This window comes from Mycobacterium sp. E1386 (assembly GCF_001672745.1).
In the GTDB taxonomy this organism is placed as follows: Bacteria; Actinomycetota; Actinomycetes; order Mycobacteriales; family Mycobacteriaceae; genus Mycobacterium.
This window is the reverse complement of sequence record NZ_LZKH01000191.1, coordinates 1-25,196: the sequence shown is the minus strand read 5'-3', so window position 1 is coordinate 25,196 and position 25,196 is coordinate 1. Positions and strand designations below refer to the sequence as shown.

The following is a 25,196-nucleotide window of genomic DNA, read 5'->3' as shown; positions in this document are numbered from 1 at the left end:
TGGTATGCGAACCGCATGTCCACGAAATTAACCCTCACGAAAAGACTGGTGGTGGGCGGGGCTGCGGCGGCAGCAATCGCGGTCGCGCCGATCGCCGTAACCGATTCCCTGGCATCCGCACCCGGGCAGTCCGCGGCGCCCACGCACGTGGTGTTCAAGGACGACCCCAGCGGCGGGGGCTGTGACGCCAACGGCAACTGCGGTTCGGGCGGCCAAAACAGCGGCCCCGGCGGCGGCCCCGGCGGTCAGGGCTGCGTCCCGGGCGTCGGCTGCGGCTCCGGCGGCCAAAACGCCGGACCCGGCGGAGTTCCCGGCGGCCAGGGCTGCCTGCCCGGCGTCGGCTGCGGTTCCGGCCACGCCTGATCAGTTCGATGAACGCGGCTCCCGGAGCCTGGCGATCCAGGCCCGGGTGTCCGCGGGGTCGATGACGTCGTCAAGTTCGAAGGTAGTGGCCGCGCGCAGCGCTTTGCCGTGCTCGTAGGCCGCCGCCACCAGCTTGTCGAACAACTCTTGGCGCCTGACGGGGTCGCCCTCGGCCGCCAGCTCCTTGCTGAACCCGAGGCGCACCGCACCCTCGAGCCCCATCCCGCCGATCTCCCCGGTGGGCCAGGCGATGGTGAACTGCGGAGCGCGGAAGGAACCGCCGGCCATCGCCATCGCCCCGAGCCCGTATCCCTTGCGCAAGATGATCATTCCGACGGGCACCGTCAAGCGTGCACCCAGAACGAACATCCGCCCGAACCGCCGGACCGCCGCCTCCTTCTCCGCCTCGGGCCCAACCATGAAGCCCGGGGTGTCGCAGAGCGAAATCACCGGCAGCCCAAACGATTCACACAGGGCGAGGAAATCGCCGGCTTTGTCGGCCGCCTCCGCGTCGATGGCGCCGCCGAGGTGATGGGTGCTGTTGGCGATCAGCCCGTAGGCCGCCCCTTCGACCCGGACCAGGGCGGTGACGATGCCGACGCCGTAGTCGGGGCGCAGTTCCAGCGCGGAGCCGGTGTCGACGATCGCCTCGATGGCGCGGTGCACGTCATAGGCGCGTAACCGGTTCTGCGGCACCACATGCCGGGCCAGCCGCGGATCGGGCGCGGCCCAATCGTCCACGTGGCCCTGGAAATACGACAGGTATTGCTTGGCCAACGAGACCGCGTGCGCCTCGTCGCGGGCGACCAGGCTGACCACGCCGTTGCGCCGCTGCACGCCTATCGGCCCGATCGCCTCCGGCGGGTAAACCCCGAGCCCGCCGCCCTCGATCATGGCCGGCCCGCCCATCCCGATGTTGGCGTCCGGGGTCGCGATGATCACGTCGCAGACCCCGGCCAGCGCGGCGTTCCCGGCGAAGCACCGGCCCGAGACGATCGACACCAGCGGCACCCGGCCGCTCAGCGCGGCCAGCATCCGGAAGGTCGGCACGTCCAGGCCGGCGGCGCCGCCGACGTCGGTGTCCCCCGGCCGGCCGCCGCCGCCCTCGGCGAACAGCACCACCGGCAGCCGTTTCCGGGCGGCCAGGTCGAACGCCCGGTCGGTCTTGGCGTGGTTGCGCATGCCTTGCGTGCCCGCCAGCACGGTGTAGTCGTAGGAGACCACGACGGCCTCGGCCGCCGCCGGCCCGAAACGGTCCGCGCCGATGGTGGCCAGCCCGGCGACCAGGCCGTCGGCCGGGGTGTTGGCGATGAGGTCGTCCTCCGAGCGCCGGCTGCGCTGCGCCGCGATGGCCAGCGCGCCGTACTCGACGAAGCTGCCGGGGTCGACCAGATCGGCGATGTTCTCCCGCGCGGTGCGGCGGCCTTGCTTGTGCCGCTTGGCGACCGCGGCCTCGCGGCCCTCGTCGAGGGTGAGCAGATGCCGCCTGCGCACCTCGTCGAGGTCGGCGCGTGGGCGGTCGAGATCGGTTGCGGCCGTTGCCGAATCGCCCTGTGCACCGCTGGCGGTGCGGGCGAACACCAGCAACGGGTCACCGGTCCCGACGACCTGCCCGGGCGTCACCAGATTGCGCACAGTTTGCAGTGCGTCCGGCGCGACGAGCACATGCTGCATCTTCATCGCTTCGAAGACGACGAGCTGGCCACCCGCGGGGTATTCGGCGCCCTCGGGCGCCACCTCGACCACCGTGCCGGCCAGTTGGGCGCGCAGCACGTCCTCGCCGGGATAGAGCTCGACCGGAGCCGCACGGACGTCGAGTTGGTGCGACGAGGCCGCCGCCGCCAGCTCGGGCAGCTTCTCGTCGACGAAACCGGTGCTCACCCAACCGGATTGAACGGCGGGGTGATTCAACAGCTCGCGGAGGAAGTCGATGTTGGTGCGGACCCCCTCGATGCCGAACTCGGCGAGCGCGGTCCGGGCCTTCCGCAACGCGGACTGCGGCGACGACCCGTGCACGTGGGCGACGACCTTCGCCAGCAGTGAGTCGTATTGCGGGTTGACCGCCAGGCCGGCCCGGCCGTAGGTGTCGACGCGAATCCCGGGCCCGCTCGGCGGCGAGAACGCGGTGAGGGTGCCGGCCGCCGGTACCACCGAGAGGTCGGGGCCGAAAGTCTCCATGTTGACCCGGGCCTGGATGGCAATGCCGCGATGCGCCGCGGGCTCCCCGATGATTTCGTTGCCGTCGGAGGCGATGCCGGCGGGCAGCCCGAGCTGGTAGTAGGAGGCACCCCCGGCGATGGCCAGCTGGACGGCCACCAGGTCAAACCCGGTCGTCTCCTCGGTGACGGTGTGCTCCACTTGGATTCTCGGATTGACTTCGAGGAAGACGAATTCCTCACCGGCGACCAGGAATTCGACGGTGGCCAGTCCCCGCAGTCCGACCCGCGCGCACAGCCGGACCGCGGCCTGGTGCAAGTCGCGCCGCAATGCGTCGGAAAGCCCCTGCGCGGGCGCCATTTCGACGAGCTTCTGGTAACGCCGCTGGATGCTGCAGTCGCGGTCGCCGAGCGCCAGCGCGCGGGTTTGGTGCCCGGCCGGAGCGGCGACCACCTGGACCTCGATGTGCCGCGCGCCGTCGAGCAGCGCCTCGGCGAACAGCGCCGGGTCGCCGAAGCCCAGTTGGGCCTCCGCGGCGCACTGTTGGTAGGCGCCTGCGATCTGGTCGGCGCCGCGCACGGTCCGCATCCCCCGCCCGCCCCCGCCGGCGAGCGCCTTGATCATGATGGCGCCGCCCTGGGCCTGGAAGAACGCCTCGATCTCGGCGACGCTGCTGGGCCCGTCGGTCGCGGGCAACACCGGCACCCCGGCGGCGATGGCGGCGCCGCGGGCCGCGGACTTGTTGCCCACCAGTTCGAGCGCGCCGGCGTCCGGTCCCACGAACGCGTAGCCGGCGCCGGCGCAGGCGCGAGCGAATTCGGCGTTCTCGCTGAGGAATCCGTAACCGGGGTGGATCAGCTCGGCGCCGGAGCTCTTGGCCGCGGCCAGCACGGCCGGCTGGTCCAGGTAGGCCCGCGGCCCGGCCCCGGGGAGGCCGATCGCTTCGTCGGCGGCGTGCACATGCGGGCTTTCGGCGTCGTCCTCGGCGTAGACCGCGACCGTTCGCATGCCCAATTCGACTGCGGTGCGGATGATTCGGAGCGCGATCTCGCCGCGGTTGGCCACCAGCACGGTCGCGCTCATCGCAGCGGCTCTCCCCACTGCACCTGTTCACGGAGTTTGCCCTTGAGCAGCTTGCCGCCGGCGTTGCGCGGCAGCGCGCTGTCGACCACCGTGACGTATTGCGGCACCTTGAAGTCGGCGAGCTGCTCGCGGCAGTGTTCGAGCACCGCCGGCACGTCGATCCCGTCCGTACCGCCGACCAACACGGCGCCCACTTTTTCGCCCATGACGTCGTCGGGAACCGCCAGCACGCACGCGTCCTGCACCTGGGGCGCCCCCAGCAGCACGGCTTCCACCTCGACGCTGGAGACGTTCTCACCGCCGCGGTTGATGATGTCCTTGAGCCGGTCGACGATGTGCACCCGGCCCGCGTCGTCGACCCGCACGACGTCGCCGGTGTGCAACCAGCCGTCCACGATGGTGGCCGCCGTCGCCTCCGGCCGGTTCCAGTACCCGGCGGTCACGTTCGCCCCGCGCACCACCAGCTCGCCGACGCCCGGCTGGTCGCCGCCGAACGCAACCAGGCCGAGGTCGACGGATGGGACCGCGTAGCCGACCGAGTCGGCGTGCTCGACGGCGTCCCGGCTGGGCAGCACCGTCATCAGCGACGACGTTTCGGTCATGCCGTAGCCGTTGAAGACCGTGGCCTGCGGGAAGGCGTCCTTCACCGCTCGCACCAACGACGGGGCGATCGGGGCGCCCCCGTAACCCACCCAGCGGACGCTGGAAACGTCGGCCTCGGCAAAGCCCTTCTGCCGCAACATCAATGCGTAGACGGCCGGAACGGTGACCATGACGGAGATGCGCTCGGCCGTCAACGTGGTGATCAACCCGTCCAGGTTGAGGGCGGGCATGATCACCGAGGCGCCACCCAGCCGAGCGGCGACCAGAAGCTGTGTGTTGCAACCGGTCACATGGAACAGCGGCACCGAGATGAGCGTGCGCATCGCCTCGCCCAGGTCGCGCGGCTGATCGAGACAGCGAATCCCGTTCTCGGTGTTGGTCAGGAAGGCCTCGTGAGTCGTCGGCACCCCCTTGGGGTGGCCGGTGGTGCCCGAGGTGTAGAACAGCGCGGCCACGTCGGCGGGACCGAGCCGCTCGGTCACGTATGGCTGGCCGTCGGGCAGCGGGGTGTCCGCGGCCAGGTCCGCCGTCGCCCCGCAGTCGGACAGAACGAATTCGACTTCCGGTTGCGCAGAGCGCGTATTGACCGCCACCGCAACGCCACCCGCCATCACGACGCCCCAGAACGCCAGCACCCAGTCGATGCCGGCCGGGTAACGCACCGCGACCCGGTCGCCGGGTCGCAGCCCGGCCGCCCGCAGCCCACCGGCGACGCGCGCGGCGCGGTCCCACAGCTGGCGGTAGGTCAGTCGACCGGCACCGAGTTCGACCAGCGCCTCGCTGTCGGGGCGCCGGTCGACCTGTTCGGCCAGCATGTCCAGCAGCGTCGCGGGAAGATCGTCGTAGTGCGGGACGCCGTCGGCGTCGCGGGTCACGCCGGTCGTCGGGAACGGGTTGTTTTCACGCGAAATTTCGATCACTGCAGGCATGCCCGTTCCTTACTATCCAGTGTCCTATCGTGATAGCGGTGACGATCGACGATCCCGCCATCATGCCCGAGGCGTTCTTCACTGTCGACGGTGACTCCTACCTGCCGGGCGTGCTGACCCGGGGGCCCTGGGGTGCCGCGATGGGCGGTCAGATCGTCGGCGGTCTGTTGGGTTGGGGCATAGAGCAATCGGGCATCGAACCCGACTTCCAGGCCGCCCGCTTCACGGTCGACCTGCTGCGCCCGGCGTTGATCGAGCCGGTGCAGATCCGGACCTCGATACAGCGGGAAGGCCGGCGGATCAAGCTCGTCGACGGGGCGCTGGTCCAGAACGGGACCACCGTCGCGCGGGCCAGCGCGCTGTTTCTGCGCCGGGGGGGATCATCCCGAGGGGGCGGTGTGGTCCGCGCCCCTGCAAATGCCGCCGCTTCCGGCCGATTCCGCGGGCTTCCCTGCCGATATGCCGTTCCTGATCTGGGGCTACGGGGCCACCGCCGCGGGCAGTCCCGGCATCGCGGCCGGCGAGTGGGAACAGTCCCATTCCCAGAAGTTCGCGTGGACGCGGATCTTTCGCCCGATGGTGCACGGCCACCCGCTGACCCCGTTCACCCGCCTGGCCTTCGTCGGAGACATCACGAGTTCGCTGACCCATTGGGGCACCGGCGGATTGCGCTACATCAACGCCGACTACACGGTCACCGCGAGCCGCCTGCCCGATGGTGAATACCTGGGCCTGGCGGCCCAGAGCCACTACGGAACGGCAGGGGTCGCGACCGGGGCGGCCACCCTGTTCGACCGGCACGGACCGATCGGCACCAGCTCGGCGCTGGCCCTGGCCCAGCCGGCCGAGGCGTTCAAGCCGGCTTACACCTAGGCGACTCATTCCATCAACTGCGCCGCCACCGTAGCGCCGAGTTCCCAGCACGCCTGCAGGTCGCTCTTGTCCGGCTTGCCCGAAACCAGCACGCTCTCCGCGGCTTTCGTCCAACCCAGCCCGGTGGTGATCGACATGACCCCGCGTTCGGCGCCCTCGGTGCCCTCGTTGCCGTGCAGGTACAGGCCGAACGGGCGCCCGCGCGTCGAGTCGAGCAGCTGGTAGTAGGCGCAGTCGAACGCGTGCTTGAGCGCCCCGCTCATGTAGCCCAGGTTCGCGGGGCTGCCCAGCAGGTAGCCGTCGGCCTCGAGCATCTCGGCCGGCGACACGGTGAGCGCCGGTCGCCGGACGACCTCGACGCCCTCGATCTCCGGGTCGGTGGCGCCCGAGACCACCGCCTCGAACATCTCGTGGCAATGCGGGGACGGCGTGTGGTGGACGATCAGCAGGACCTTGCTCATTGGCGGCCCTGCAATTCCAGCGCCGTCTTCATCGCCTCCCGCGCCCGCCTGCGGTCCCCCGCGTAGTCGTAGGCGCGGGCCAGCCGGTACCAGCGCCGCCAGTCGTCGGGGTGGTCTTCGACTTCGGTGCGCACCGAGGCGAACAGCGCGTCCGCGGCGTCCCGTTCGATGCGGCCCGACGCCCGTCGTGGCAGCGCGCTGGTATCGAGCTCCATGCCGTCGGCGGCGATGAGATGTGCCAGCTTCTGGTGGGCGAACCCGGACCGCAGGGTCGCCACCATGGCCCACAGTCCGATCAGGGGCATGATCAGCACCGCCAGGCCCAGGCCCACGGCGGCCGGGCGGCCCGAGGCGATCATCGCGACGGCCATCCGACCCAGCAGCACGAAGTACGCCAGCATCGCCACGCAGAGGAACGCGATGAGGAACTGGGTGCGCAGCGTCTTGGTCATTGCAGGTCGAGCAGGGGCTCGAGCCCCACGGTGAGGCCGGGCCGTTCCTGGACGCGCCGCACCGCCAGCAACACGCCCGGCACGAACGAGGTGCGGTCCAGGCTGTCGTGCCGGATGGTGAGCGTCTCCCCCTCGGTGCCGAACAAGATCTCCTGGTGGGCGACCAACCCGGCCAGCCGCACCGAGTGCACCGGGATGCCGTCGACGTCCGCGCCGCGGGCTCCGGGCAGGCTGGTGCTGGTGGCATCGGGGTTGGGCGGCAGCCCTTTTCGCGCTTCGGCGATCAGCTTGGCGGTGCGCGCCGCCGTGCCCGACGGCGCGTCGGCCTTGTGCGGATGGTGCAGCTCGATCACCTCCACCGACTCGAAGAAGCGCGCCGCCTGCTTGGCGAAGTGCATCGACAACACCGCGCCGATCGCGAAGTTGGGGGCGATCAGGACGCTCGTGTTCGGGCTTTTCTTCAGCCATTCCCCGACTTGATCAAGCCGTTCGGCGGTGAAGCCCGTGGTGCCGACGACGGCGTGAATCCCGTTGCCGATCAGGAACTCCAGGTTGCCCATCACCACGTCGGGATGGGTGAAGTCGATGACCACCTCGGTGCCGGAGTCGGTGAACATGCTCAGGGAGTCACCGGCGTCCACCTCCGCGGACAGGGTCAAGTCCTCGGCGGCCTGCACCCCCGCCACCATCGCCGAACCGACTTTGCCCTTAGCTCCCAAGACGCCTACCCGCATGAGCTTCACCCTAGACCGGGGGACGTTATCCACAGTTGGGTGTTTATCCACAGGGGCCCGAAGTTTCGTGGCCGCTGTCTGCGGCGACCGATAGTATTCGAACATGCATTCGATTTCCGTTCCGGACGACGTGAGCGCCGCGCTCGATGCGCTGGATACGGCCGTCGCCAGGATCGGCAACCTCAACTTCGCGGCCTTGAGCCCCGTCGTCCGGCTGCGCGTGCTGGACGCGATGGAGACCTCCCGGCGGCGCCAAATCGCGTTCGGCACCGACGTGATCGCCGGCTTGGCGAACGAGGATCCGGGTGACGTCGGCGGTCCGGTCCACAAGGTGATCGCCGACTGGCTACGGATCAGCTATGCCGACGCGTGCCGTCGGGTTCGAGACGCCAGGCAACTCTCGCCTCGCCTGACGCTCACCGGCCAGGAGTTGCCGCCGGAACTGCCGGCCACCGCCCAGGCGTGGCGTAACGGCGTACTCGACGGGCAGCACCTGCGGGTGATTCAGGGGTTTGTGCGCGACCTGCCGGGCGCCGTGGCCGCCGAGACGGTGGATGCGGCCGAGCGTTTCCTGGCGTCGCAGGCGGCGCAGCTGCGTCCCGACCAGCTGCAAAAAGTCGCGCATCAGTGCGCCCTGTGGATCAACCCCGACGGGAAGTTCTCCGACGCCGACCGTGCCCGGCAGCGCGGCTTCAGCTGGGGCGCGCAACGCCTCGACGGAATGAGCGTCGGCAAGCTAATTGCTTCCCCGGAGTTGCGCGCCAACCTCGACGCCTGGCTGGCGCGGTTCGCGGCCCCCGGCATGTGCAACCCGGACGACGAAAAGCCCTGCGTCAACGGCGAACCGGGCGAGGAACTGGCAGGCAGAGACACGCGCAGCCATGCCCAGCGCCAGCACGACGCGCTCAACGCCCTGGTGCGCGGCCAGCTGGGCGATCCAAAGCTCGGCCAACACAACGGCCTACCGGTTACCGTCATCGTCTCGACCACGCTGCAGGAGCTGAACTCGGCGACGGGCCGCGCGGTGACCGGCGGCGGAACCGTGCTGCCGATGCGCGACCTAATTCGGATGGCCAGCCACGCCTACCACTATCTGGCGGTGTTCGACGAACACTCGAATCGCCCCCTCTACCTTGGCCGTTCACGCCGAATCGCCTCGCCCGACCAGCGCATTGTCCTCTACTCGAAGGAGCGCGGATGCACTCAACCCGGCTGCGACGTACCCGGTTATTGGTCCGAAGTCCACCATGTCGATGACTGGGCCACCGGCGGGAGGACCGATGCTGACAAGCTCACCTTCGCCTGCACGCCCGACCATAAGCTCATCGAAAAGGGCTGGCGAACAAGGAAACTTCCCAACGGGCGCACCGAATGGATTCCGCCGCCGCATCTCGACCGGGGCCAACGCACAAACGACTACCACCACCCGGAACGCCTCGCGGACCCCTGACCGGCGACTACCTCTTGAACCGCCCGGCGAACCCGCGCAGCGGCAGGTCGGCGCTGGTGATGAGCCCCGGCGGCGCCGCCACGACCGACTTGATCGACGCCAGCGCGGGCATGCCGGTGACGGTCATCCCGATCGAGGCGAAGTTGTCCGGATTCGACAGGTCGACGCCGGGTTTGGGGAAGATCATGTGCTTGTTGTAGATGCACGGGTCGCCCTTGATCTGGGTGATGTAGCAGCCCTTGATGTTCCAGCTCGGGTCGGTGTGCGGCGTCATCTGCCACTCCAGGTGCGTCTCGACCCGGGGAACCCCGTCCACCATGCCCTGGTACTTGATGTAGTTGCCCCCCAGCGATCCCTTGGGCAGGGTGTACCAGCCCAGGTCGACATCCTTGGTGCACGCGCCCAGCTCGTAGCTGAACTTCACCTCGTCGAGGGTCAGGTCGAAGCAGTCGGCCATCATCAACACGCTGTCGGCGAAGACGCGGGTGTACTTCTCCAGCTTGGACGGGATCTCCGGATCGTCCACCGGCTGGCCGTAGCCCACCTCGATCCAGGTGTCCTTGGAGTGGTGGCACGACACGTCCACCGACTCGATGGTGGTGACGTTCTCGATATCGGCGACGTCGGCCGAACACACCACGCCCAGTATCTGGTTCAGGCCCGGGTTCATCCCGGTCCCGTAGAACGTCGCGCCACCCTTTTCACAGGCCTCGGCGAGCAGCCGGCTCACCGGCTTGCCCGACGGGTGCGGATGGTTCTTGTCGCGGTGCCAGCCGGTGATCCAGTCGGCGGTGGTGACGATATTGATGCCGGCCTCGAGCACTTTGACATAGAGGTCCTCGTCGGGGAACACGCCGTGGAAGGTGAGCACGTCCGGCTTGGCGGCGATGATCTCCTCGATCGAGCCGGTGGCCTTGACCCCGTTGGGTTCGATGCCCGCGAGCTCACCGGCATCGCGCCCGACCTTCTCCGGCGAATAACAATGCACGCCAACGAGTTCGAGATCGGGCTGCGTGGCGATCCGCTTGATCATCTCCGAGCCGACGTTTCCGGTGGCCACTTGGAAGACGCGGATCGGTGCTTTAGTCATTCGGTTGAGCCTTTCTGCATTGCGAACGCATCCGGATAGAACTGCTTGGCCCACTTGCGAATTGCCGTGAAGCCCTCGTACTCGTCGGTGGCCAGCGCGGGTGGATCCGAATAGCGCTGGTGACACCAGATCTCGATGTCCTGCTCGAACTGCCGGATCACCTCACGGCCGAACTCGGTCGCCTTGAGCTCGGCGCGGGCCGGGTCTTTGTGCGGCGTGCGGCCGATGTAGACCATGAAGCGGACGTCGGAGGTGAACTCGTCGACCGGGGTGACCGCGGAGATGGTGCGGTTGTCGATCATCCCCCAGCTCTTGGTCACCGCGATGCCCAGACCACCGTTGATGGCCTCGACGCCGCTGTTGACGTCCTCGATCTTCTGCCCGTCGTCACCCTCGAAGGTGATGGTGAAGTCGACGAACGACACCGGCTCTGCGAAGTCGTGGCGGGTGAACACCGGCACGATCGGCGTGTTGTGCACGAACTTGAAATGTGCGAAGTCGACACCGTTTTCGAGCACGTACTGCGGGTGAAGCTCCAGGGCTGGCCGGTACAACCGCTGCTGCGGGTAATAGCCGCCCGCGCCGCTGCCGTCTCGGAACGCGCCGAAAACGTCCGGTGCGTCGAAGTACGGCTCGCGGCGCTCGACGTCATGCCAGAGGTAGACCGACTCATTGCGCTCGACCACGGGGTAGGTGCGGATCCGCCGCCCGCGGTTGGGCCGATCCTGGTAGGGAATGCAGACGTTGCGGCCCTCCTGGCTCCACTGCCAGCCGTGGAACGGGCACTGCAACACCTCGCCGACGACTTTGCCGCCGTACCCCAAATGAGCGCCGAGGTGTTCGCAGTAGGCGTTCATCACGGTGAGCTGCCCGGACTCGGCCCGCCAGGCGACCATCTCCTGCCCGAAGTACTTCATCTTGTGCACGTCGCCCACCCCGATTTCGTCGGACCAGGCGACCTGGAACCAGCCGGTTGGTTTCATCGACAACGGCGGCTTAGCCATGCGGAATCCCTCCTTGAAAACGAATGATAGGCCGCGCCCCCCGAGAAATCAAAGTACCCTCTATGAAACTTTGGGCGTGCGATAGGCTCGGCAGATGACTCGGCAGGTGAGCGGGGCCGGAACCGCGAACCGGCGCCCCAACCGGCGTGGCAACGCCACGCGCGAGAGCATGCTCGAAGCCGCGCTCAAATCGTTGGCGTCGGGCAACCCCGGCTCGGTGTCGGCCAACCGCATCGCCAAGGAGATCGGCGCGACCTGGGGCGCCGTGCAGTACCAGTTCGGCGACACCGACGGGTTCTGGGCGGCGGTGCTGCACCGCACCGCCGAGCGGCGCGCCGCGACCTTCTCGACCCTGTCGACGCCGATCTCACCGGACGCGCCCCTGCGCGAGCGCGTCGGCGCCATCATCGACACCCTCTACACCGGATTGGCGTCGCCGGATTCCCGCGCGATCGAGAATTTGCGCGCAGCGCTCCCCCGCGACCCCGCCGAGCTGGAGCGCCTGTTCCCGCGCACCGCCGCCGAGCTGTTTTCTTGGGGCAAAAGCTGGCTGGAGACCTGCCAGAACGCCTTCGCCGGTCTGGACGTCGACCCGGACCGGGTGCGCGAGGTGGCCGCCCTGATCCCCGGCGCCATGCGCGGGCTGGTGTCCGAGCGCCAGCTCGGCTCGTACGCGGACCTGGACATGGCGCGGCGGGGCCTGACCAACGCGCTGGCCGCCTATCTGGAGCAATCACGCCCGTGACGATGGGCGGCATCACGATCCGCCGTGCCGGACCGGCCGATCTCGCGAACGTCGCCGAGATGCACTATCCGGTCTGGCGGCAATCCTGGACCGGCATCCTGCCGGACACCACCCTCGACGTTCTCGGATCGCCGCGGCGCTGGGCCGTGCTGGCGTACCCGCGAATCCTGCAGCGCACCGGCTGGAGCATGTGGGTCGCCGAATCAGATTGCCGGACAATCGGAATGACGATGTTCGGACCGGACCCGGCGAAACCCGAGCAGGTCGAACTCGACTCGCTGTACATCGCGGCGGACTGCCAGCGGCGCGGTGTCGGGGAGCGCCTGCTCGCCACCGCTCTGGCCGAAAGCCCCTCGGGTGACGTCGTCCTGTGGTGCGCGGAACGCAACACCCAAGCGCGAACCTTTTACGAGAAGAACGACTTTCACGCCGACGGACGCACCCTGGACTGGGAGCCCCTGCCCGGCGTCAGGGTCGCACATCTGGGCTACCGGCTCAGCCGGCGGTGACGTTTCGGCGCAAGTCGTACTGTCCGAGATCGGTGTTCGCCAGCATGGCGCGATGCTCGCCCGGGGTGAAGGGCCACACCTCGGGTACCCCGTCCTTGTTCAGGTACCAACTCTGGCAACCGGTGGTCCACACCGTGTTCGGCATCGCCGCGCGCAGCTTGGCGTTGAAACTATCCGTCGCCGGCCCGGTCGGCTCCACCGTGTCGAATTCGCCGCGCCGCCAACGCTGAATCCACCGCAGTATGTGGTCGGCCTGCGATTCGGCGACGGTGGTGAGTGCGAGGTTGCCGACCGGGCTGTGCGGGCCCAGCATCATGAAGAAGTTGGGAAAGCCCGGCAGCGCCACGGTTTGGTAGGCCCGGGGACCGTCGCGCCACACGTCGTCGGCGGCGATGCCGTCGCGGCCGATCAGCCGCATCGGCCGGAAGAACGCGTGGGTGTCGAATCCGGTGGCGAGCACGATGACGTCCGCCTCGTGCAGGACGCCGTCGTCGGTTACGATGCCGCGCCGTTCCACGTGATCGATGGCGGCGGTGACCAGTTCGACGTCGTCGCGCTGCATCGCGCGGTAGAAGCCGTTGGACATCACCAGCCGTTTGCACATCGGCGTGTAGTTCGGGGTCAGGGCGCGGCGCAGGTCGGGATCGCGGACCTCGCGCAGGCTGACGCGACACAACGCCCCCATGATCTTTCGGCGCAGGCCCGGCTTGGTGAGGCCGGCAGCGAAGAGGTCGAAGCCGAAGCTGTAGCAGCGGTAGGCCATCCGGTCGAGCCAGCCGAACCTGTTGTGGGTGATGTTGGTGAACCGGCTGTACCGGGGGTTGGGCAGCCGAAGCACCCACTGCGCGGTGCGCTGGAACAGCATGACCCGGCCCGCGAGGCCGGCGAGGCCGCAGACGAGTTGCACACCCGTCGACCCGTTGCCGATGATGGCGATCCGGCGGCCGCGCAACTCGACCGAATGATCCCACCGCGCCGAGTGAAAAGCCCGGCCGCCGAAGTCCTGCAGACCGGGGATCGCCGGTAGCCGGGGGTGATGCAGCACTCCGGTCGCGCAGATCAAGAAGTCGACGGTCGATTCGTCCCCGGCATCCGTGCGCAGTCGCCAGCGGCCGCCCTCGAAGCGCGCGCTCACTATCTCGGTGCCGAACCGGATGCGCTCGCGCAGCCCGAAGCGGTCGGCGACGTCGCGGAAATAGGCCTGGATTTCGCGGCCGGGCGAGAACAGGTGCGACCAGTTGGGGTTACGGGCGAACGTGTACTGGTAGACCCGCGAGGGGATGTCACAGACCAGACCGGGGTAGGTGTTCTCGCGCCAGGTCCCGCCCACCTCGTCGGCCTTCTCATAGACGGTCACGTCGGTTATCCCGTTGCGCAGCAGCGCGATCGCGATGCACATGCCCGACATGCCGGCTCCGACGACGGCTAGGGCGGGATCGCGTCCCATGGTCGCCGGCTACTCGGACTCGGCGCGCGTCTTGAGGCGCTGCAGGGTGAGCCGGATGTGTTCGGTGTTGGCCGCCACGCGATCCGGGACGCCGGTGGCCTTACTGGCGATCTTGCGGAACCAGCCGGGCCTGTGGTCCCACGTGCTTTCGGTGACCCGACAACCGCCGTCGGCCGCCACGATGTCGTATTGCCAGCGCGCGATCGGAAGCACGGAGTGCCGCACATCGAACGCGAAGAGGCGGCCCGGTTCCGCGTCGGTGACCGTGCACTTGGTGCTCCAGCGCCGTTTGCCGCTCTCGTTGTGACCGGTGAACACCGCCCCGGGGCGCGCCGCATCGCCCTTGCGCCACTCCATCGCCACCGCCTCCTCGGCGAACGAGGCCAGCGTGGGCAGGTCGGTGATGAGCCGGTACACCACATCCGGGCGGGCGTCGACCTGCACGGTTTCCGACACGCAGGGGTCAGTCATGGGCCGATCATAGCCAGCGCCCCCGCGGTCTCACCTCGATTGCGGCCCATCAAAACTTTCTCCACACTTGAGGGCGAACTTCCAAAGCAAGGGGCAACCATGCGAGTCGGCGTACCGACCGAGGTCAAGGCCAACGAGTTCAGGGTGGCCATCACGGCCGCCGGCGTCGCCGAATTGACGCGCCGCGGCCACGAGGTGCTCGTCCAGGCCGGCGCCGGGGAAGGGTCGTCGATCCCCGACGAGGAGTTCAAGGCGGCGGGCGCCCAACTGGCCGACTCTGCCGAACAGGTGTGGGCCGACGCCGATCTGCTGCTCAAGGTGAAGGAACCGATTCCGGCCGAATACGGCCTCCTGCGGCAGCATCAGGTGCTGTTCACCTATCTGCACCTGGCCGCCTCCCGCTCCTGCACCGATGCGTTATTGGCTTCCCGCGCAACGTCAATCGCCTATGAGACCGTGCAGGCGGCCGACGGCAGCCTGCCGTTGTTGGCCCCCATGAGCGAGGTCGCCGGTCGGCTATCGGCGCAGGTCGGCTCCTACCACCTGATGCGGTCCCACGGCGGGCGCGGTGTGCTGATGGGCGGGGTCCCGGGCGTCAAACCCGCCGACGTCGTGGTGATCGGCGCCGGCACGGCCGGTTACAACGCCGCCCGGGTCGCCAACGGCATGGGCGCGAGCGTGACGGTGCTCGACCTCAACATCAGCAAGCTCCGGCAGCTCGACGCGGAGTTCGGCGGGCAGGTCCGCACGCGCTACTCGTCGGCGTACGAGCTGGAGGGCACGGTCACGCGGGCCGACCTGCTGATCGGGGCGGTCCTGCTGCCGGGCGCCAAGGCACCGGAACTGGTCTCGAATTCGCTTGTCGCGCAGATGAAACCGGGCGCGGTCCTGGTGGACATCTCCATCGACCAGGGCGGCTGCTTCGCGGATTCCCGGCCGACCACGCACGACGACCCGACGTTCACCGTGCACGACACGCAGTTCTACTGCGTGGCGAACATGCCGAGCGCGGTGCCCAAGACGTCGACCGTGGCGCTGACCAACGCGACGATGCCGTACGTGCTCGACCTGGCCGACCGTGGCTGGCAGGCGGCGTGCCGGTCGGATCCCGCTCTGGCAAAAGGACTTTCGACGCACGACGGCGGGTTGCTGTCCGAACGGGTGGCCAGCGACCTGGGGCTGCCGTTCACCGATCCGGCGAGCGTGCTGGCCTAGTCGGCTTCCACCAGGCTCGCGATGATGTCGGCCGCCGGCCCGGGCTGGGCCTCCTTGAACGACGTTCCGGCCCACAGCGGTATCCCGTTCGGGTCCTCCATGGCGGCCGCCGCCTCGCGAATCGGGGAGGTCATCTGGTTGACCTCCGGGTAGCCCAGTGGCGCCACATTGTCGAGCAGGCGGGTGAAGTTGTTCTCCAAGCCGCGGGCGTACCGGCCCGAGAACGCGCGGGTGACGACGGTGGTACCGAAGACCGGATTCTTCAGGGCGGTGCGGTGCGCGGCGCTGGTGCCCGCTTCGTCGCTGAGCAGCAGCGCGGTGCCGACCTGGGCGGCCACCGCACCGCGGTGCAGCACGGCGGCGACGTCCCGCGCGGTGCCCAGTCCGCCCGCGGCGACGACGGGCACCTCATGCGCGTGGCGGATGCGATCGATCAGGTGGTGCAGCGATTCGTTACCGGGCTCCATGTCGGGCGCGAACGTGCCCCGGTGCCCGCCCGCGTCGGGTCCCTGCACGATGAGGCTGTCCGCGCCCGCGGCGACGGCGATCCCGGCCTCGTACGCCGACGTCACCGTGACCATCACCAGCAGCCCCAGCGCCCCCAACCGCCGGATGACGTCGGGCGGCGGCACACCGAAGGTGAACGACACCAGCTCGGGCCGCACGTCGGCGACCACCTCGAGCTTGCGCTCCCAGTCGTCGTCGTCACCGTAATGCGGGTGACCCACCTCGACCTGGTAGTAGTCCGCGATCTCCTCGAGTTCTTCGGCGTAGTAGTCCAGCGCCATCCAGTCGGCGACGCTGGGTTGCGGAACGAACAGGTTGACGCCCAGGGGCCCGGTGGTGGCCGCCCGCGCGGCCGCGATGTCCTCGGCGAAGCGCTCGGCACTCCGATGGCCGCCCGGGACGAAGCCGAGCCCGCCCGCGTTGGACACCGCCGCGGCCAGCTCCGGCGTGCCCGGTCCGCCGGCCATCGGCGCGCCCACGATGGGCACCATGATGTCCCAAAAGCCCAGTACCACGGGGCTAATTTACCATCGCCCGAAGTTGTTGGGGCAGTGACCGTTTGGAGGCATACGGACCCAGGACGGCGGCGCCGTAGGGCTGGCTCAGCAGCCGGCGGGCAACCGCATTGACCTCCTCGACGGTCACTTGGTCGATCTTGCGCAGCGTGTGCTCGATGCTGCGGTGGTGGCCGTAGTTCAGCTCGTTGCGGCCCAGCCGGCTCATCCGGGAGCTGGAATCCTCCAGGCCGAGGACGAGGCCACCGCGCAACGACCCCTTCGCGATGCGGCATTCGGCCTCGGTGATGCCGTCGCGGGCCACCGACTCGAGGACCTCGTTGGTCACCTGCATCACCTCGGCGAACCGCTCGGGCTGGCAGGCCGCATAGACGGACAGCGCGCCGCTGTCGGCAAAGATGTCCACCGTCGAGTAGACGGAGTATGCCAGCCCGCGCAACTCGCGAACCTCTTGGAACAGGCGGGAACTCAGCCCCCCACCCAGCGCGGTGTGCAGCACCGACAGCGCCCAGCGATGGCGCCAGCTACGTCCCGGGGTGCGCACGCCCAGCGAGACGTGGGTCTGCTCGGCGTCCCGATTGCCCAGCATCAAGCCGGGCCGTCCGGTCACCCGCCCGGCGCCCTTGCGCGGGGCGATGGGCCGCCGCCCGCGCACCAGATGCGGCCCGAAGTGCTCACGCACCAGCGCCACCACCTCGTCGTGGTCGACATTGCCAGCCACGGCGACCACCATGCGTTCCGGCGTGTAGCGCCGGACATGGAAGGAGTGCAGCTGGGTCCGGGTCATCGACGACACCGACTGCGCGGTGCCGATCACCGGCCGGCCCACCGGGTGGTCACCGAACATCGCCCCCAGGAACATGTCCCCCAGCGCGTCCTCGGGATCGTCGTCGCGCATCGCGATCTCTTCGAGCACCACGTCGCGTTCCAGCTCGACGTCTTCGGTCGCGCACCGGCCGTTGAGCACCACATCGGCCACCAGGTCGACGGCCAGCTCCAGGTCGCTGTCCAAGACGTGCGCGTAGTAGCAGGTGTGCTCCTTGGCGGTGAACGCGTTGAGCTCACCGCCGACCGCGTCCATCGCCTGCGCGATGTCCACGGCGCTGCGGGTGGGAGTCGACTTGAACAGCAGATGCTCGAGGAAGTGCGCCGCCCCCGCCACGGTGGCGCCCTCGTCGCGCGATCCGACGCCGACCCAGACCCCGACGGACGCCGAACGCACCGACGGGAGGTACTCGGTGACTACCCGAAGACCGCCCGGAAGCGTGCTGCGGCGCAGTGCGGATTGGCGGTCCGGTTCCGCCTCGGCGATCTGCTTACCCCGGCGCAGGGCGCCCGCACGAGACGGGCGCGGCCGGGGCAGGTCAGCTGCTGGCGGTCGCGGCATCGGCAGGGGCGGCCGCCGGAGCATCGGCTGGGGCAGCGCTGTCCTCCTCGACCAAGACGAGGGAGATCTTGCCGCGCTTGTCGATATCGGCGATCTCGACCCGCAGTTTGTCGCCGACGTTCACGACGTCCTCGACCTTCGCGATGCGCTTGCCGCGGCCCAGCTTGGAGATGTGGACCAGGCCGTCGCGTCCCGGCAGCAGCGACACGAACGCACCGAAATCGGTTGTCTTGACCACGGTTCCGAGGAACCGCTCGCCCACGGTCGGCAGCTGCGGGTTGGCGATGGCGTTGATCCGGTCGATCGCGGCCTGCGCCGAGGGCCCGTCGGTGGCGCCGACGAACACCGTGCCGTCGTCCTCGATGGAGATCTGCGCGCCGGTCTCCTCGGTGATGGCGTTGATGACCTTGCCCTTGGGCCCGATGACCTCGCCGATCTTGTCCACCGGGACCTTGATGGTGGTGACCCGCGGCGCGTAGGGGCTCATCTCGTCGGGCCCGTCGATGGCCTCGGCCATGACCTCGAGGATCGTCAGGCGCGCATCCTTGGCCTGGGACAGCGCACCCGCGAGCACCTGGGACGGGATGCCGTCCAGCTTGGTGTCCAGCTGCAGGGCGGTGACGTAGTCCTTGGTGCCCGCGCACTTGAAGTCCATGTCGCCGAACGCGTCCTCGGCGCCGAGGATGTCGGTCAGCGTGACGAAGCGACGCTCGGTCTTGCCGTCGATCTCGACGTCGTCGGAGACCAGCCCCATCGCGATGCCGGCGACCGGCGCCTTGAGCGGCACACCGGCGTTGAGCAGCGCCAGAGTGGACGCGCACACGGATCCCATCGACGTCGAGCCGTTGGAGCCCAACGCTTCGGACACCTGCCGGATGGCGTACGGGAACTCCTCGACGCTGGGCAGCACCGGGATCAGCGCCCGCTCGGCGAGCGCGCCGTGCCCGATCTCACGCCGCTTGGGCGAGCCCACGCGGCCGGTCTCGCCGGTGGAGAACGGCGGGAAGTTGTAGTGGTGCATGTAGCGCTTGGAGGTTTCCGGCCCCAGCGAGTCGATCTGCTGCGCCATCTTGACCATGTCCAGTGTGGTCACGCCCAGGATCTGGGTTTCGCCGCGTTCGAACAGCGCGCTGCCGTGCGCCCGCGGTACGACGGCGACCTCGGCCGACAGCGCGCGGATGTCGGTGATGCCGCGGCCGTCGATGCGGAAGTGGTCGGTGAGGATGCGCTGGCGGACCAGCTTCTTGGTCAGCGAGCGGAACGCGGCGCTGACCTCCTTCTCCCGGCCCTCGTAGGTCTCGGCGAGCCGCGCGAGCGTCTCGGCCTTGAGCTCGTCGGTGCGGGCGTCGCGCTCGGCCTTGCCGCCGATCGTCAGCGCCTTGGCCAGCTCGTCGGTGGCCACCGAGGCGACCGAGTAGTAGACATCCTCGGCGTACTCGGGGAAGACCGGGTAGTCGGCGGTCGGCTTCGCGGCCGCCCCAGCCAGCTCCTCCTGCGCGGTGCACAGCACGGCGATGAACGGCTTGGCCGCCTCCAGGCCTTCGGCCACCACGGTTTCCGTCGGCGCCTGGGCGCCGCCCTCGACGAGCTCGATGACCTTCTCGGTGGCCTCGGCCTCGACCATCATGATGGCGACGTCATCGTCGACCTTGCGGCCGGCCACCACCATGTCGAACACAGCCCGCTCGAGCTGCTCGACGGTGGGGAAGGCGACCCAGGTGCCGTCGATCAGGGCGACGCGTACCCCGCCGACGGGGCCGGAGAACGGCAGGCCGGAGATCTGGGTGGACGCCGAGGCGGCGTTGATCGCCACCACGTCGTACAGGTCGTTGGGGTCCAGGCTCAGGATCGTCACGACGACCTGGATCTCGTTGCGCAGTCCGGACACGAACGACGGGCGCAGCGGCCGGTCGATGAGGCGGCAGGTCAGGATCGCGTCGGTGGAGGGCCGGCCCTCGCGGCGGAAGAACGAGCCGGGGATGCGCCCGGCGGCATACATCCGCTCCTCGACGTCGATGGTCAGCGGGAAGAAGTCGAAGTGCTCCTTCGGGCTCTTGCTGGCGGTGGTCGCCGACAGCAGCATGTTCTCGTCGTCGAGGTAGGCGACGACGGCGCCGGCGGCCTGCTGGGCCAGCCGGCCGGTCTCAAAACGGATGGTGCGGGTGCCGAAGCTCCCGTTGTCGATAACGGCGGTCGACTCGAACACGCCTTCTTCAATTTCAGCGACAGACATAGGTGTCCGTACGGCCTCTCTGGGTATTCAGCTTTTTCGCGTCGTCACGCTTTAACCCGAGAGCTTCCTACGAGAGGAAAAAGTCTGGATGCGGCCGCGGCCGTCGATCGAAGCGGCCGACCTGCTCCAGATCCGGAGAGCCCGGCAGCCACTACCGAAGACCGCCCGATACAGACTGGGCTGCTCCCGTCATGACACGCTGGAACGGCACACGCGGATCTGCGCGGCCGCACCATATTCGCTCGGGCCGAACCGGCCCAGAACGCTCTCACTCTACACGGACGGACCTAGCGGTCAGTAGACCGCGGTCAGCGGCGCAGGCCCAGGCGCTCGACCAGCGAGCGGTACCGCTCGACGTCGATCTGGGCGACGTACTTCAGCAGCCGGCGCCGGCGCCCGACCAGCAGCAACAGGCCTCGCCGCGAGTGGTGATCGTGCTTGTGGACCTTGAGGTGCTCGGTGAGGTCGGCGATCCGCTTGGTCAGCAGCGCGACCTGCGCCTCCGGGGAACCCGTGTCGGAGCCGTGCAGGCCGTAGGTGCCCAGGATTTCTTTTTTCTGCTCGGCGGTCAGCGCCACGAAAACATCTCCATCAATCGGTGCCGCGAAAATTCTCGTGCGTGGCCACCGCGGACTGCAGCACACGCCGTATCGGCTGGCGAGTCTATCAGCGGCGGCGACGTCCACCGAAATCGCAGGCCAGCGCCCAGCACTTGACAACCTACAACCATTTGGTTGTACGTTGTGCCGGTGACCGTAGACCAGGAAGATCGGGTGGACGCCCTCTTTCACGCGCTCGCCGACCGCACCCGGCGCGACATCATGCGCCGGACGCTGGCCGGGGAGCACTCGGTTTCCTCGCTCGCCCTGAAATACGACATGAGCTTTGCGGCCGTGCAGAAGCACGTCGTCGTGCTGGAGAAGGCCGGCCTGATCACCAAACGGCGCAGCGGTCGCGAGCAGTTGGCCAGCGGTGACGTGGCGGCGGTGCGGTCGGTCGCCGGCATGCTCACCGAGCTGGAACAGGTGTGGCGGGGCCGTATCGCCCGCATCGACGAACTCATCTCGACCGACCCGAACAAGGAGGACTGACCCATGCCCGTGACCGACGTCAAGCATGACCCGGACGCCCTGACGCTGACCATCACCGCCGACTTCGCCGCCCCGGTGGCCCGGATCTGGCAGGTGTACGCCGACCCGCGGCAACTGGAGCAGGTCTGGGGGCCGCCGTCCCACCCGGCGACCGTGGTGAGCCACAGCCTCACGCCGGGAAGCCGAACGACCTACTTCATGACCGGCCCGGACGGCGAGAAGTACGCCGGCTACTGGGAGATCACCGCCGTCGACGAGCCGAACAGCTTCTCGTTTCTCGACGGGTTCGCCGACCCCGACTTCAACCCGAACCCCGACCTGCCGGTCGCGCAGAACGTCTACACCTTCACCGAGCACAACGGCGGCACGCGCGCGACCTACGTGTGCACCTTCGAATCCGCCGAGGATCTTCAGCGAGTGCTGGACATGGGCGTCGTCGAGGGCTCCACGTCGGCGATCAACCAGATCGACGACCTGGTCGTTTCCTGAAGTCGCGGCAGTTCAGTCCTGCGCCAAGAGCATCGCGCGGGCGCGGTCCGTGTCCTTGCCCATCGCGTCGATCAGCTCCTTGACCGAGTCGAACCTGCGCTGACCGCGGATGCGGGCGACGAAGTCCAGCGCCACGTATTGGCCGTAGAGGTCGGCGGTGGTGTCCAGGACGAAGGCCTCGACGGTGCGCGTGCGGCCGGAGAAGGTCGGGTTGGTGCCCACGGACACCGCGGCCTGGTACCGCTCGCCCGGGACGACGGTGCCGGTCACCGGTCCGTGCCCGAGCAGGGTGAACCAGGCGGCATACACGCCGTCGGCCGGGATCGCCGAATACATCGGCGGCGCCACGTTGGCCGTCGGGAATCCCAGTTCCATGCCCCGCCCCTCGCCGCGGACGACGACGCCCTCGACGCGGTGCGGGCGGCCCAGCGCCTCCATGGCCGCCACCACGTCACCGGCGTCCACGCAGGACCGGATATACGTGGACGAATACGTCACGGTCTCGTTGCTCAGGTGCTCGCTGAGCAGGGACATCGACTCGACCGCGAACCCGAACCGCTCGCCTGCGCGCCGCAGGGTCTCGACGTTCCCGGCCGCCTTCTTGCCGAAGGTGAAGTTCTCCCCCACCACGACCTCGACCACGTGCAGGTGTTCCACCAGGAGCTCGTGGACGTAGCGCTCCGGCGTGAGCTTCATGAAGTCGCTGGTGAACGGCATCACCAGGAAGACGTCGATGCCCAGCTCCTCGACGAGTTCGGCGCGGCGCGTCAGCGTCGTCAGCTGCGCGGGATGACTGCCCGGGTAGACCACTTCCATCGGGTGCGGGTCGAACGTCATCAGCACGGTCGGCACGTTGCGGGCGCGCCCGGCCTTGACGGCATGCGCGATTATCTCCGCGTGGCCCCGGTGCACTCCATCGAACACTCCGATGGTGAGCACGCATCTGCCCCAGTCCGTGGGAATCTCGTCTTGGCCGCGCCACCGCTGCACGACCGCAAGCCTACGGCCCGCCGCCGTCCACCGGGAGATCCGCCGGCGCGAGGGTGTCGAGGAGCACACGATCAGGCTTGGGTTGCCTAAACTTTCTCGTTGTGAGGGCTGACGAAGAGCGTGGCGGTCTCACCGCGGTCGGCCAGGACTATCTCAAGGTCATCTGGAACGCCCAGGAGTGGTCCCGGGAAAAGGTCAGCACCAAGATGCTGGCCGAGAAGATCGGGGTCTCGGCCAGCACGGCCTCGGAGTCGATCCGCAAACTCGCCGAGCAGGGCCTGGTCGATCACGAGAAATACGGCGCGGTGACCCTGACCGAAGCTGGTCGGCGCGCGGCGCTGGCGATGGTGCGCCGACATCGGCTGCTGGAAACGTTCCTGGTCAACGAGCTCGGCTACGGCTGGGACGAGGTGCACGACGAGGCCGAGGTGCTCGAACACGCGGTGTCGGACCGGCTGGTGGCCCGCATCGACGCCAAGCTCGGGTTCCCGCAACGCGACCCGCACGGGGACCCGATCCCGGCCTCGGACGGGCAGGTGCCCACGCCGCCGGCCCGCCAGCTGTGGGCGTGCGGCGACGGTGAGACCGGAACGGTGGCCCGCATCTCCGACGCCGACCCGGAGATGCTGCGCTATTTCGCCGACGTCGGCATCAACCTCGATTCGCGGCTGCGGGTGCTGACCCGCCGGGAATTCGCCGGCATGATCTCGGTGGCGATCGAAGCCGGCGACGGCGCGGAGACGACGGTCGACCTGGGCAGCCCGGCCGCCCGGGCCGTCTGGGTGGTGGGCTAGCGGCGATCGCAAGCGCGGCGAAGCCGGGCGCCGCGGGTCGCCGCCATCGGGCTGACTCTCAGAGCGCCGAACGTGCAGTCATGGCGAAATTTCGCCCGATTTTTCGCCCTGAGAGCACGTTCGACGCCGGCGCCGCCGCGCTCTAGCGTTCGGCGCGCTGGTAAGCGGTGACCACGGCCGCGCCACCCAGCCCGATGTTGTGTTGCAGTGCGGCGCTGACGTTGTCGACCTGACGCTTGTCGGCGGAGCCGCGCAGCTGCCAGGTCAGCTCGGCGCACTGCGCCAGCCCGGTCGCGCCCAGCGGATGACCCTTCGAGATCAGGCCGCCCGACGGGTTGACCACCCAGCGCCCGCCGTAGGTGGTGTCGCCGTTGTCGATCAGCTTGGGCGCCTCGCCCGGACCGCACAGGCCGAGGGCTTCGTACAGCAGCAGCTCGTTGGCCGAGAAGCAGTCGTGCAGCTCGATCACCTGGAAGTCCTCCGGGCCCAGGCCGGACTGGTCGTAGACCTGTTGCGCCGCTTGCACATTCATGTCATAGCCGATCAGGTTCTTGGCGGTCCCGTCGAAGGTCGACGCGAAGTCCGTCGTCATGGCCTGGCCGACGATCTCCACGGCCTGGCCGGCCAGCCCGTGGCGGTCGACGAAGCTCTCCGAGGCCAGGATCGCCGCGCCGGAACCGTCGGACGTCGGCGAGCACTGCAACTTGGTCAGGGGGTCGGAGATCATTCGCGCCGCCAGGATGTCCTCGAGCGTGTAGGACTCCTGGAACTGCGCGAACGGGTTGTTGACGGAGTGCTTGTGGTTCTTGTAACCGATCTTGGCGAAATGCTCTGCGGTGCTGCCGTATTGGCGCATGTGCTCGCGGCCGGCGGCGCCGAACATCCAGGGCGCGACGGGCATCGCGAACTCGTCGATCGCGGCCATTGCCTTGACGTGCTTGCCCATCGGCGATTCGCGGTCCTGGGCGCCGCCGCTCAGCGAGCCGGGCTGCATCTTCTCGAAACCGAGCGCGATGGCGCAGTCGACGATCCCGCCGCGGACGGCCTGGGCCGCCAGGAACAGCGCGGTCGAGCCGGTCGAGCAGTTGTTGTTGACGTTGACGATCGGAATCCCGGTCATGCCCAGCTCGTAGAGCGCCCGCTGCCCGGACGTCGAATCGCCGGCGACGTAGCCGACGTAGCCCTGCTGCACCTCGCGGTAGTCGATCCCCGCGGCGGCCAACGGGCGAGCGCTCGCGCCTGCCGGCATCGACGGCGTCTACGCCGCCTGCGACGCCGCCGGGCGGGTGATCGCGCTGCTGCGCGACGAGGGCTCACGCACCAAGTCGGTGGTTGTGATCAGACCCGCGACGCTCCAGGAATAGGCTGAGGCGCGGATCTCTCCAGCCTGTCGAAGAAGGGGCGCGCTATGTCCAACAAGGTTTACGTCGTCGGCGTCGGCATGACGAAATTCGAGAAGCCCGGCCGCCGCGAAGGCTGGGACTACCCCGACATGGCGCGCGAGTCCGGGACCAACGCCCTGGCCGACGCGGGGATCGACTACCGCGAGGTGCAGCAGGGCTACGTCGGCTACGTCGCCGGCGATTCGACGTCCGGGCAGCGGG

The 25,196-nt window shown here is 68.7% G+C and carries 22 protein-coding genes and 4 pseudogenes; 11 read left to right on the top strand and 15 right to left on the bottom strand.

Features of this window, described 5'->3' with window-relative positions; translation table 11 throughout:
* Window positions 1–15 precede the first annotated feature (15 nt).
* Window positions 16–363: a PE-PGRS family protein gene (locus tag A5709_RS19300; protein ID WP_067950780.1), complete on the top strand. Its 348-nt coding sequence runs from the start codon at window positions 16–18 to the stop codon at window positions 361–363.
* On the opposite strand, the gene A5709_RS19295 is transcribed toward A5709_RS19300, so the two are convergent.
* Together A5709_RS19295 and A5709_RS19290 are read right to left on the bottom strand one after the other, a co-directional pair.
* Complete coding sequence (locus tag A5709_RS19295; RefSeq protein ID WP_068121684.1) at window positions 364–3,603, bottom strand: carboxyl transferase domain-containing protein; 3,240 nt, start codon at window positions 3,601–3,603, stop codon at window positions 364–366.
* Complete coding sequence (locus tag A5709_RS19290) at window positions 3,600–5,135, bottom strand: class I adenylate-forming enzyme family protein (protein WP_197520197.1); 1,536 nt, start codon at window positions 5,133–5,135, stop codon at window positions 3,600–3,602. The genes A5709_RS19295 and A5709_RS19290 overlap by 4 nt, the downstream gene beginning before the upstream one ends.
* Before the next feature lie 38 nt (window positions 5,136–5,173).
* On the opposite strand from A5709_RS19290, the pseudogene A5709_RS19285 reads away from it, so the two are divergent.
* A pseudogene (locus tag A5709_RS19285) lies at window positions 5,174–6,008 on the top strand (thioesterase family protein).
* A 5-nt stretch (window positions 6,009–6,013) separates the two neighbouring features.
* Here the strand turns inward: A5709_RS19285 and A5709_RS19280 are convergent.
* From A5709_RS19280 to dapB, 3 genes are read right to left on the bottom strand one after another with little or no spacing between them, the layout of a single operon-like run.
* Window positions 6,014–6,469, bottom strand: a complete 456-nt coding sequence (locus A5709_RS19280) for a flavodoxin family protein (RefSeq protein WP_067950775.1) — start codon at window positions 6,467–6,469, stop codon at window positions 6,014–6,016.
* Entirely contained in the window at window positions 6,466–6,921 is a 456-nt protein-coding gene (locus tag A5709_RS19275; RefSeq protein ID WP_068011359.1) for a hypothetical protein, read from the bottom strand. Before A5709_RS19275 ends, A5709_RS19280 begins: the two co-directional genes overlap by 4 nt.
* Window positions 6,918–7,655 carry a 4-hydroxy-tetrahydrodipicolinate reductase gene (gene dapB, locus A5709_RS19270; RefSeq protein ID WP_067950771.1) on the bottom strand — a complete coding sequence of 246 codons (738 nt, stop codon included), beginning with the start codon at window positions 7,653–7,655 and terminating at the stop codon, window positions 6,918–6,920. Before dapB ends, A5709_RS19275 begins: the two co-directional genes overlap by 4 nt.
* A 103-nt stretch (window positions 7,656–7,758) precedes the next feature.
* Between dapB and A5709_RS19265 the strand changes: the two genes are divergently transcribed.
* Window positions 7,759–9,105 (top strand): HNH endonuclease signature motif containing protein, encoded by a 1,347-nt coding sequence (locus A5709_RS19265; protein ID WP_067950769.1) that lies wholly within the window; start codon window positions 7,759–7,761, stop codon window positions 9,103–9,105.
* Between the two features lie 7 nt (window positions 9,106–9,112).
* On the opposite strand, the gene A5709_RS19260 is transcribed toward A5709_RS19265, so the two are convergent.
* Complete coding sequence (locus tag A5709_RS19260; protein ID WP_067950767.1) at window positions 9,113–10,195, bottom strand: dihydrodipicolinate reductase; 1,083 nt, start codon at window positions 10,193–10,195, stop codon at window positions 9,113–9,115.
* The gene (locus A5709_RS19255) at window positions 10,192–11,199 is read right to left on the bottom strand and encodes a Rieske 2Fe-2S domain-containing protein (RefSeq protein WP_067950764.1); all 1,008 of its coding nucleotides are present in this window, start codon (window positions 11,197–11,199) and stop codon (window positions 10,192–10,194) included. The genes A5709_RS19260 and A5709_RS19255 overlap by 4 nt, the downstream gene beginning before the upstream one ends.
* Window positions 11,200–11,368: 169 nt before the next feature.
* Here A5709_RS19255 and A5709_RS19250 point away from each other — a divergent pair, with 169 nt between their 5' ends.
* Complete coding sequence (locus tag A5709_RS19250; RefSeq protein WP_369827378.1) at window positions 11,369–11,944, top strand: TetR/AcrR family transcriptional regulator; 576 nt, start codon at window positions 11,369–11,371, stop codon at window positions 11,942–11,944.
* A 2-nt stretch (window positions 11,945–11,946) separates the two neighbouring features.
* On the top strand, window positions 11,947–12,453 hold the full coding sequence (locus tag A5709_RS19245) for a GNAT family N-acetyltransferase (RefSeq protein ID WP_082953429.1): 507 nt from the start codon (window positions 11,947–11,949) through the stop codon (window positions 12,451–12,453).
* Here the strand turns inward: A5709_RS19245 and A5709_RS19240 are convergent.
* On the bottom strand, window positions 12,440–13,900 hold the full coding sequence (locus A5709_RS19240; RefSeq protein ID WP_067950760.1) for an NAD(P)/FAD-dependent oxidoreductase: 1,461 nt from the start codon (window positions 13,898–13,900) through the stop codon (window positions 12,440–12,442). The genes A5709_RS19245 and A5709_RS19240 overlap by 14 nt on opposite strands.
* A 9-nt stretch (window positions 13,901–13,909) precedes the next feature.
* The gene (locus A5709_RS19235) at window positions 13,910–14,371 is read right to left on the bottom strand and encodes an SRPBCC family protein (protein ID WP_067950758.1); all 462 of its coding nucleotides are present in this window, start codon (window positions 14,369–14,371) and stop codon (window positions 13,910–13,912) included.
* A 99-nt stretch (window positions 14,372–14,470) separates the two neighbouring features.
* Between A5709_RS19235 and ald the strand changes: the two genes are divergently transcribed.
* Complete coding sequence (gene ald / locus A5709_RS19230; RefSeq protein WP_067950756.1) at window positions 14,471–15,586, top strand: alanine dehydrogenase; 1,116 nt, start codon at window positions 14,471–14,473, stop codon at window positions 15,584–15,586.
* Here the strand turns inward: ald and A5709_RS19225 are convergent.
* The 4 genes from A5709_RS19225 to rpsO form a co-directional block, all read right to left on the bottom strand.
* A complete protein-coding gene (locus A5709_RS19225) occupies window positions 15,583–16,608 on the bottom strand; it encodes a nitronate monooxygenase (RefSeq protein WP_068011364.1) in 1,026 nt (341 codons plus the stop codon). The genes ald and A5709_RS19225 overlap by 4 nt on opposite strands.
* 4 nt (window positions 16,609–16,612) lie before the next feature.
* Entirely contained in the window at window positions 16,613–17,995 is a 1,383-nt protein-coding gene (locus A5709_RS19220; protein WP_068121717.1) for a pitrilysin family protein, read from the bottom strand.
* Complete coding sequence (locus tag A5709_RS19215; protein WP_082953430.1) at window positions 17,973–20,228, bottom strand: polyribonucleotide nucleotidyltransferase; 2,256 nt, start codon at window positions 20,226–20,228, stop codon at window positions 17,973–17,975. The genes A5709_RS19220 and A5709_RS19215 overlap by 23 nt, the downstream gene beginning before the upstream one ends.
* 308 nt (window positions 20,229–20,536) lie before the next feature.
* A complete protein-coding gene (gene rpsO, locus A5709_RS19210) occupies window positions 20,537–20,806 on the bottom strand; it encodes a 30S ribosomal protein S15 (RefSeq protein ID WP_068121681.1) in 270 nt (89 codons plus the stop codon).
* A 171-nt stretch (window positions 20,807–20,977) separates the two neighbouring features.
* Here rpsO and A5709_RS19205 point away from each other — a divergent pair, with 171 nt between their 5' ends.
* Together A5709_RS19205 and A5709_RS19200 are read left to right on the top strand one after the other, a co-directional pair.
* Window positions 20,978–21,319 (top strand): helix-turn-helix transcriptional regulator, encoded by a 342-nt coding sequence (locus A5709_RS19205; RefSeq protein ID WP_067947271.1) that lies wholly within the window; start codon window positions 20,978–20,980, stop codon window positions 21,317–21,319.
* 3 nt (window positions 21,320–21,322) lie between these two features.
* Window positions 21,323–21,808, top strand: coding sequence for an SRPBCC domain-containing protein (locus A5709_RS19200; protein ID WP_068121677.1), 486 nt, complete (start codon window positions 21,323–21,325; stop codon window positions 21,806–21,808).
* Window positions 21,809–21,820: 12 nt separating this feature from the next.
* Here the strand turns inward: A5709_RS19200 and A5709_RS19195 are convergent, their stop codons facing one another.
* Window positions 21,821–22,798 (bottom strand): bifunctional riboflavin kinase/FAD synthetase, encoded by a 978-nt coding sequence (locus A5709_RS19195; protein WP_068011367.1) that lies wholly within the window; start codon window positions 22,796–22,798, stop codon window positions 21,821–21,823.
* Between the two features lie 101 nt (window positions 22,799–22,899).
* Here A5709_RS19195 and mntR point away from each other — a divergent pair, with 101 nt between their 5' ends.
* Complete coding sequence (mntR, locus tag A5709_RS19190) at window positions 22,900–23,592, top strand: manganese-binding transcriptional regulator MntR (RefSeq protein WP_067947237.1); 693 nt, start codon at window positions 22,900–22,902, stop codon at window positions 23,590–23,592.
* Window positions 23,593–23,734: 142 nt separating this feature from the next.
* Here mntR and A5709_RS19185 read toward each other — a convergent pair.
* A pseudogene (locus A5709_RS19185) lies at window positions 23,735–24,814 on the bottom strand (lipid-transfer protein); the annotation flags it as partial.
* On the opposite strand from A5709_RS19185, the pseudogene truB reads away from it, so the two are divergent.
* Together truB and A5709_RS19180 are read left to right on the top strand one after the other, a co-directional pair.
* Window positions 24,804–24,956: pseudogene (gene truB / locus A5709_RS27675) on the top strand (tRNA pseudouridine(55) synthase TruB); the annotation flags it as partial. The pseudogenes A5709_RS19185 and truB sit on opposite strands and share 11 nt — an antisense overlap.
* A 44-nt stretch (window positions 24,957–25,000) precedes the next feature.
* Window positions 25,001–25,196, top strand: a pseudogene (locus tag A5709_RS19180) (lipid-transfer protein); the annotation flags it as partial.

Coding starts and splice junctions, on each gene's coding strand:
- A5709_RS19300 (WP_067950780.1), top strand. CDS start 16: ATGTCCACGAAATTAACCCTCACGAAAAGACTGGTGGTGGGCGGGGCT.
- A5709_RS19295 (WP_068121684.1), bottom strand. CDS start 3,603: ATGAGCGCGACCGTGCTGGTGGCCAACCGCGGCGAGATCGCGCTCCGA.
- A5709_RS19290 (WP_197520197.1), bottom strand. CDS start 5,135: ATGCCTGCAGTGATCGAAATTTCGCGTGAAAACAACCCGTTCCCGACG.
- A5709_RS19280 (WP_067950775.1), bottom strand. CDS start 6,469: ATGAGCAAGGTCCTGCTGATCGTCCACCACACGCCGTCCCCGCATTGC.
- A5709_RS19275 (WP_068011359.1), bottom strand. CDS start 6,921: ATGACCAAGACGCTGCGCACCCAGTTCCTCATCGCGTTCCTCTGCGTG.
- dapB (WP_067950771.1), bottom strand. CDS start 7,655: ATGCGGGTAGGCGTCTTGGGAGCTAAGGGCAAAGTCGGTTCGGCGATG.
- A5709_RS19265 (WP_067950769.1), top strand. CDS start 7,759: ATGCATTCGATTTCCGTTCCGGACGACGTGAGCGCCGCGCTCGATGCG.
- A5709_RS19260 (WP_067950767.1), bottom strand. CDS start 10,195: ATGACTAAAGCACCGATCCGCGTCTTCCAAGTGGCCACCGGAAACGTC.
- A5709_RS19255 (WP_067950764.1), bottom strand. CDS start 11,199: ATGGCTAAGCCGCCGTTGTCGATGAAACCAACCGGCTGGTTCCAGGTC.
- A5709_RS19250 (WP_369827378.1), top strand. CDS start 11,369: ATGCTCGAAGCCGCGCTCAAATCGTTGGCGTCGGGCAACCCCGGCTCG.
- A5709_RS19245 (WP_082953429.1), top strand. CDS start 11,947: ATGGGCGGCATCACGATCCGCCGTGCCGGACCGGCCGATCTCGCGAAC.
- A5709_RS19240 (WP_067950760.1), bottom strand. CDS start 13,900: ATGGGACGCGATCCCGCCCTAGCCGTCGTCGGAGCCGGCATGTCGGGC.
- A5709_RS19235 (WP_067950758.1), bottom strand. CDS start 14,371: ATGACTGACCCCTGCGTGTCGGAAACCGTGCAGGTCGACGCCCGCCCG.
- ald (WP_067950756.1), top strand. CDS start 14,471: ATGCGAGTCGGCGTACCGACCGAGGTCAAGGCCAACGAGTTCAGGGTG.
- A5709_RS19220 (WP_068121717.1), bottom strand. CDS start 17,995: ATGCCGCGACCGCCAGCAGCTGACCTGCCCCGGCCGCGCCCGTCTCGT.
- A5709_RS19215 (WP_082953430.1), bottom strand. CDS start 20,228: ATGTCTGTCGCTGAAATTGAAGAAGGCGTGTTCGAGTCGACCGCCGTT.
- A5709_RS19200 (WP_068121677.1), top strand. CDS start 21,323: ATGCCCGTGACCGACGTCAAGCATGACCCGGACGCCCTGACGCTGACC.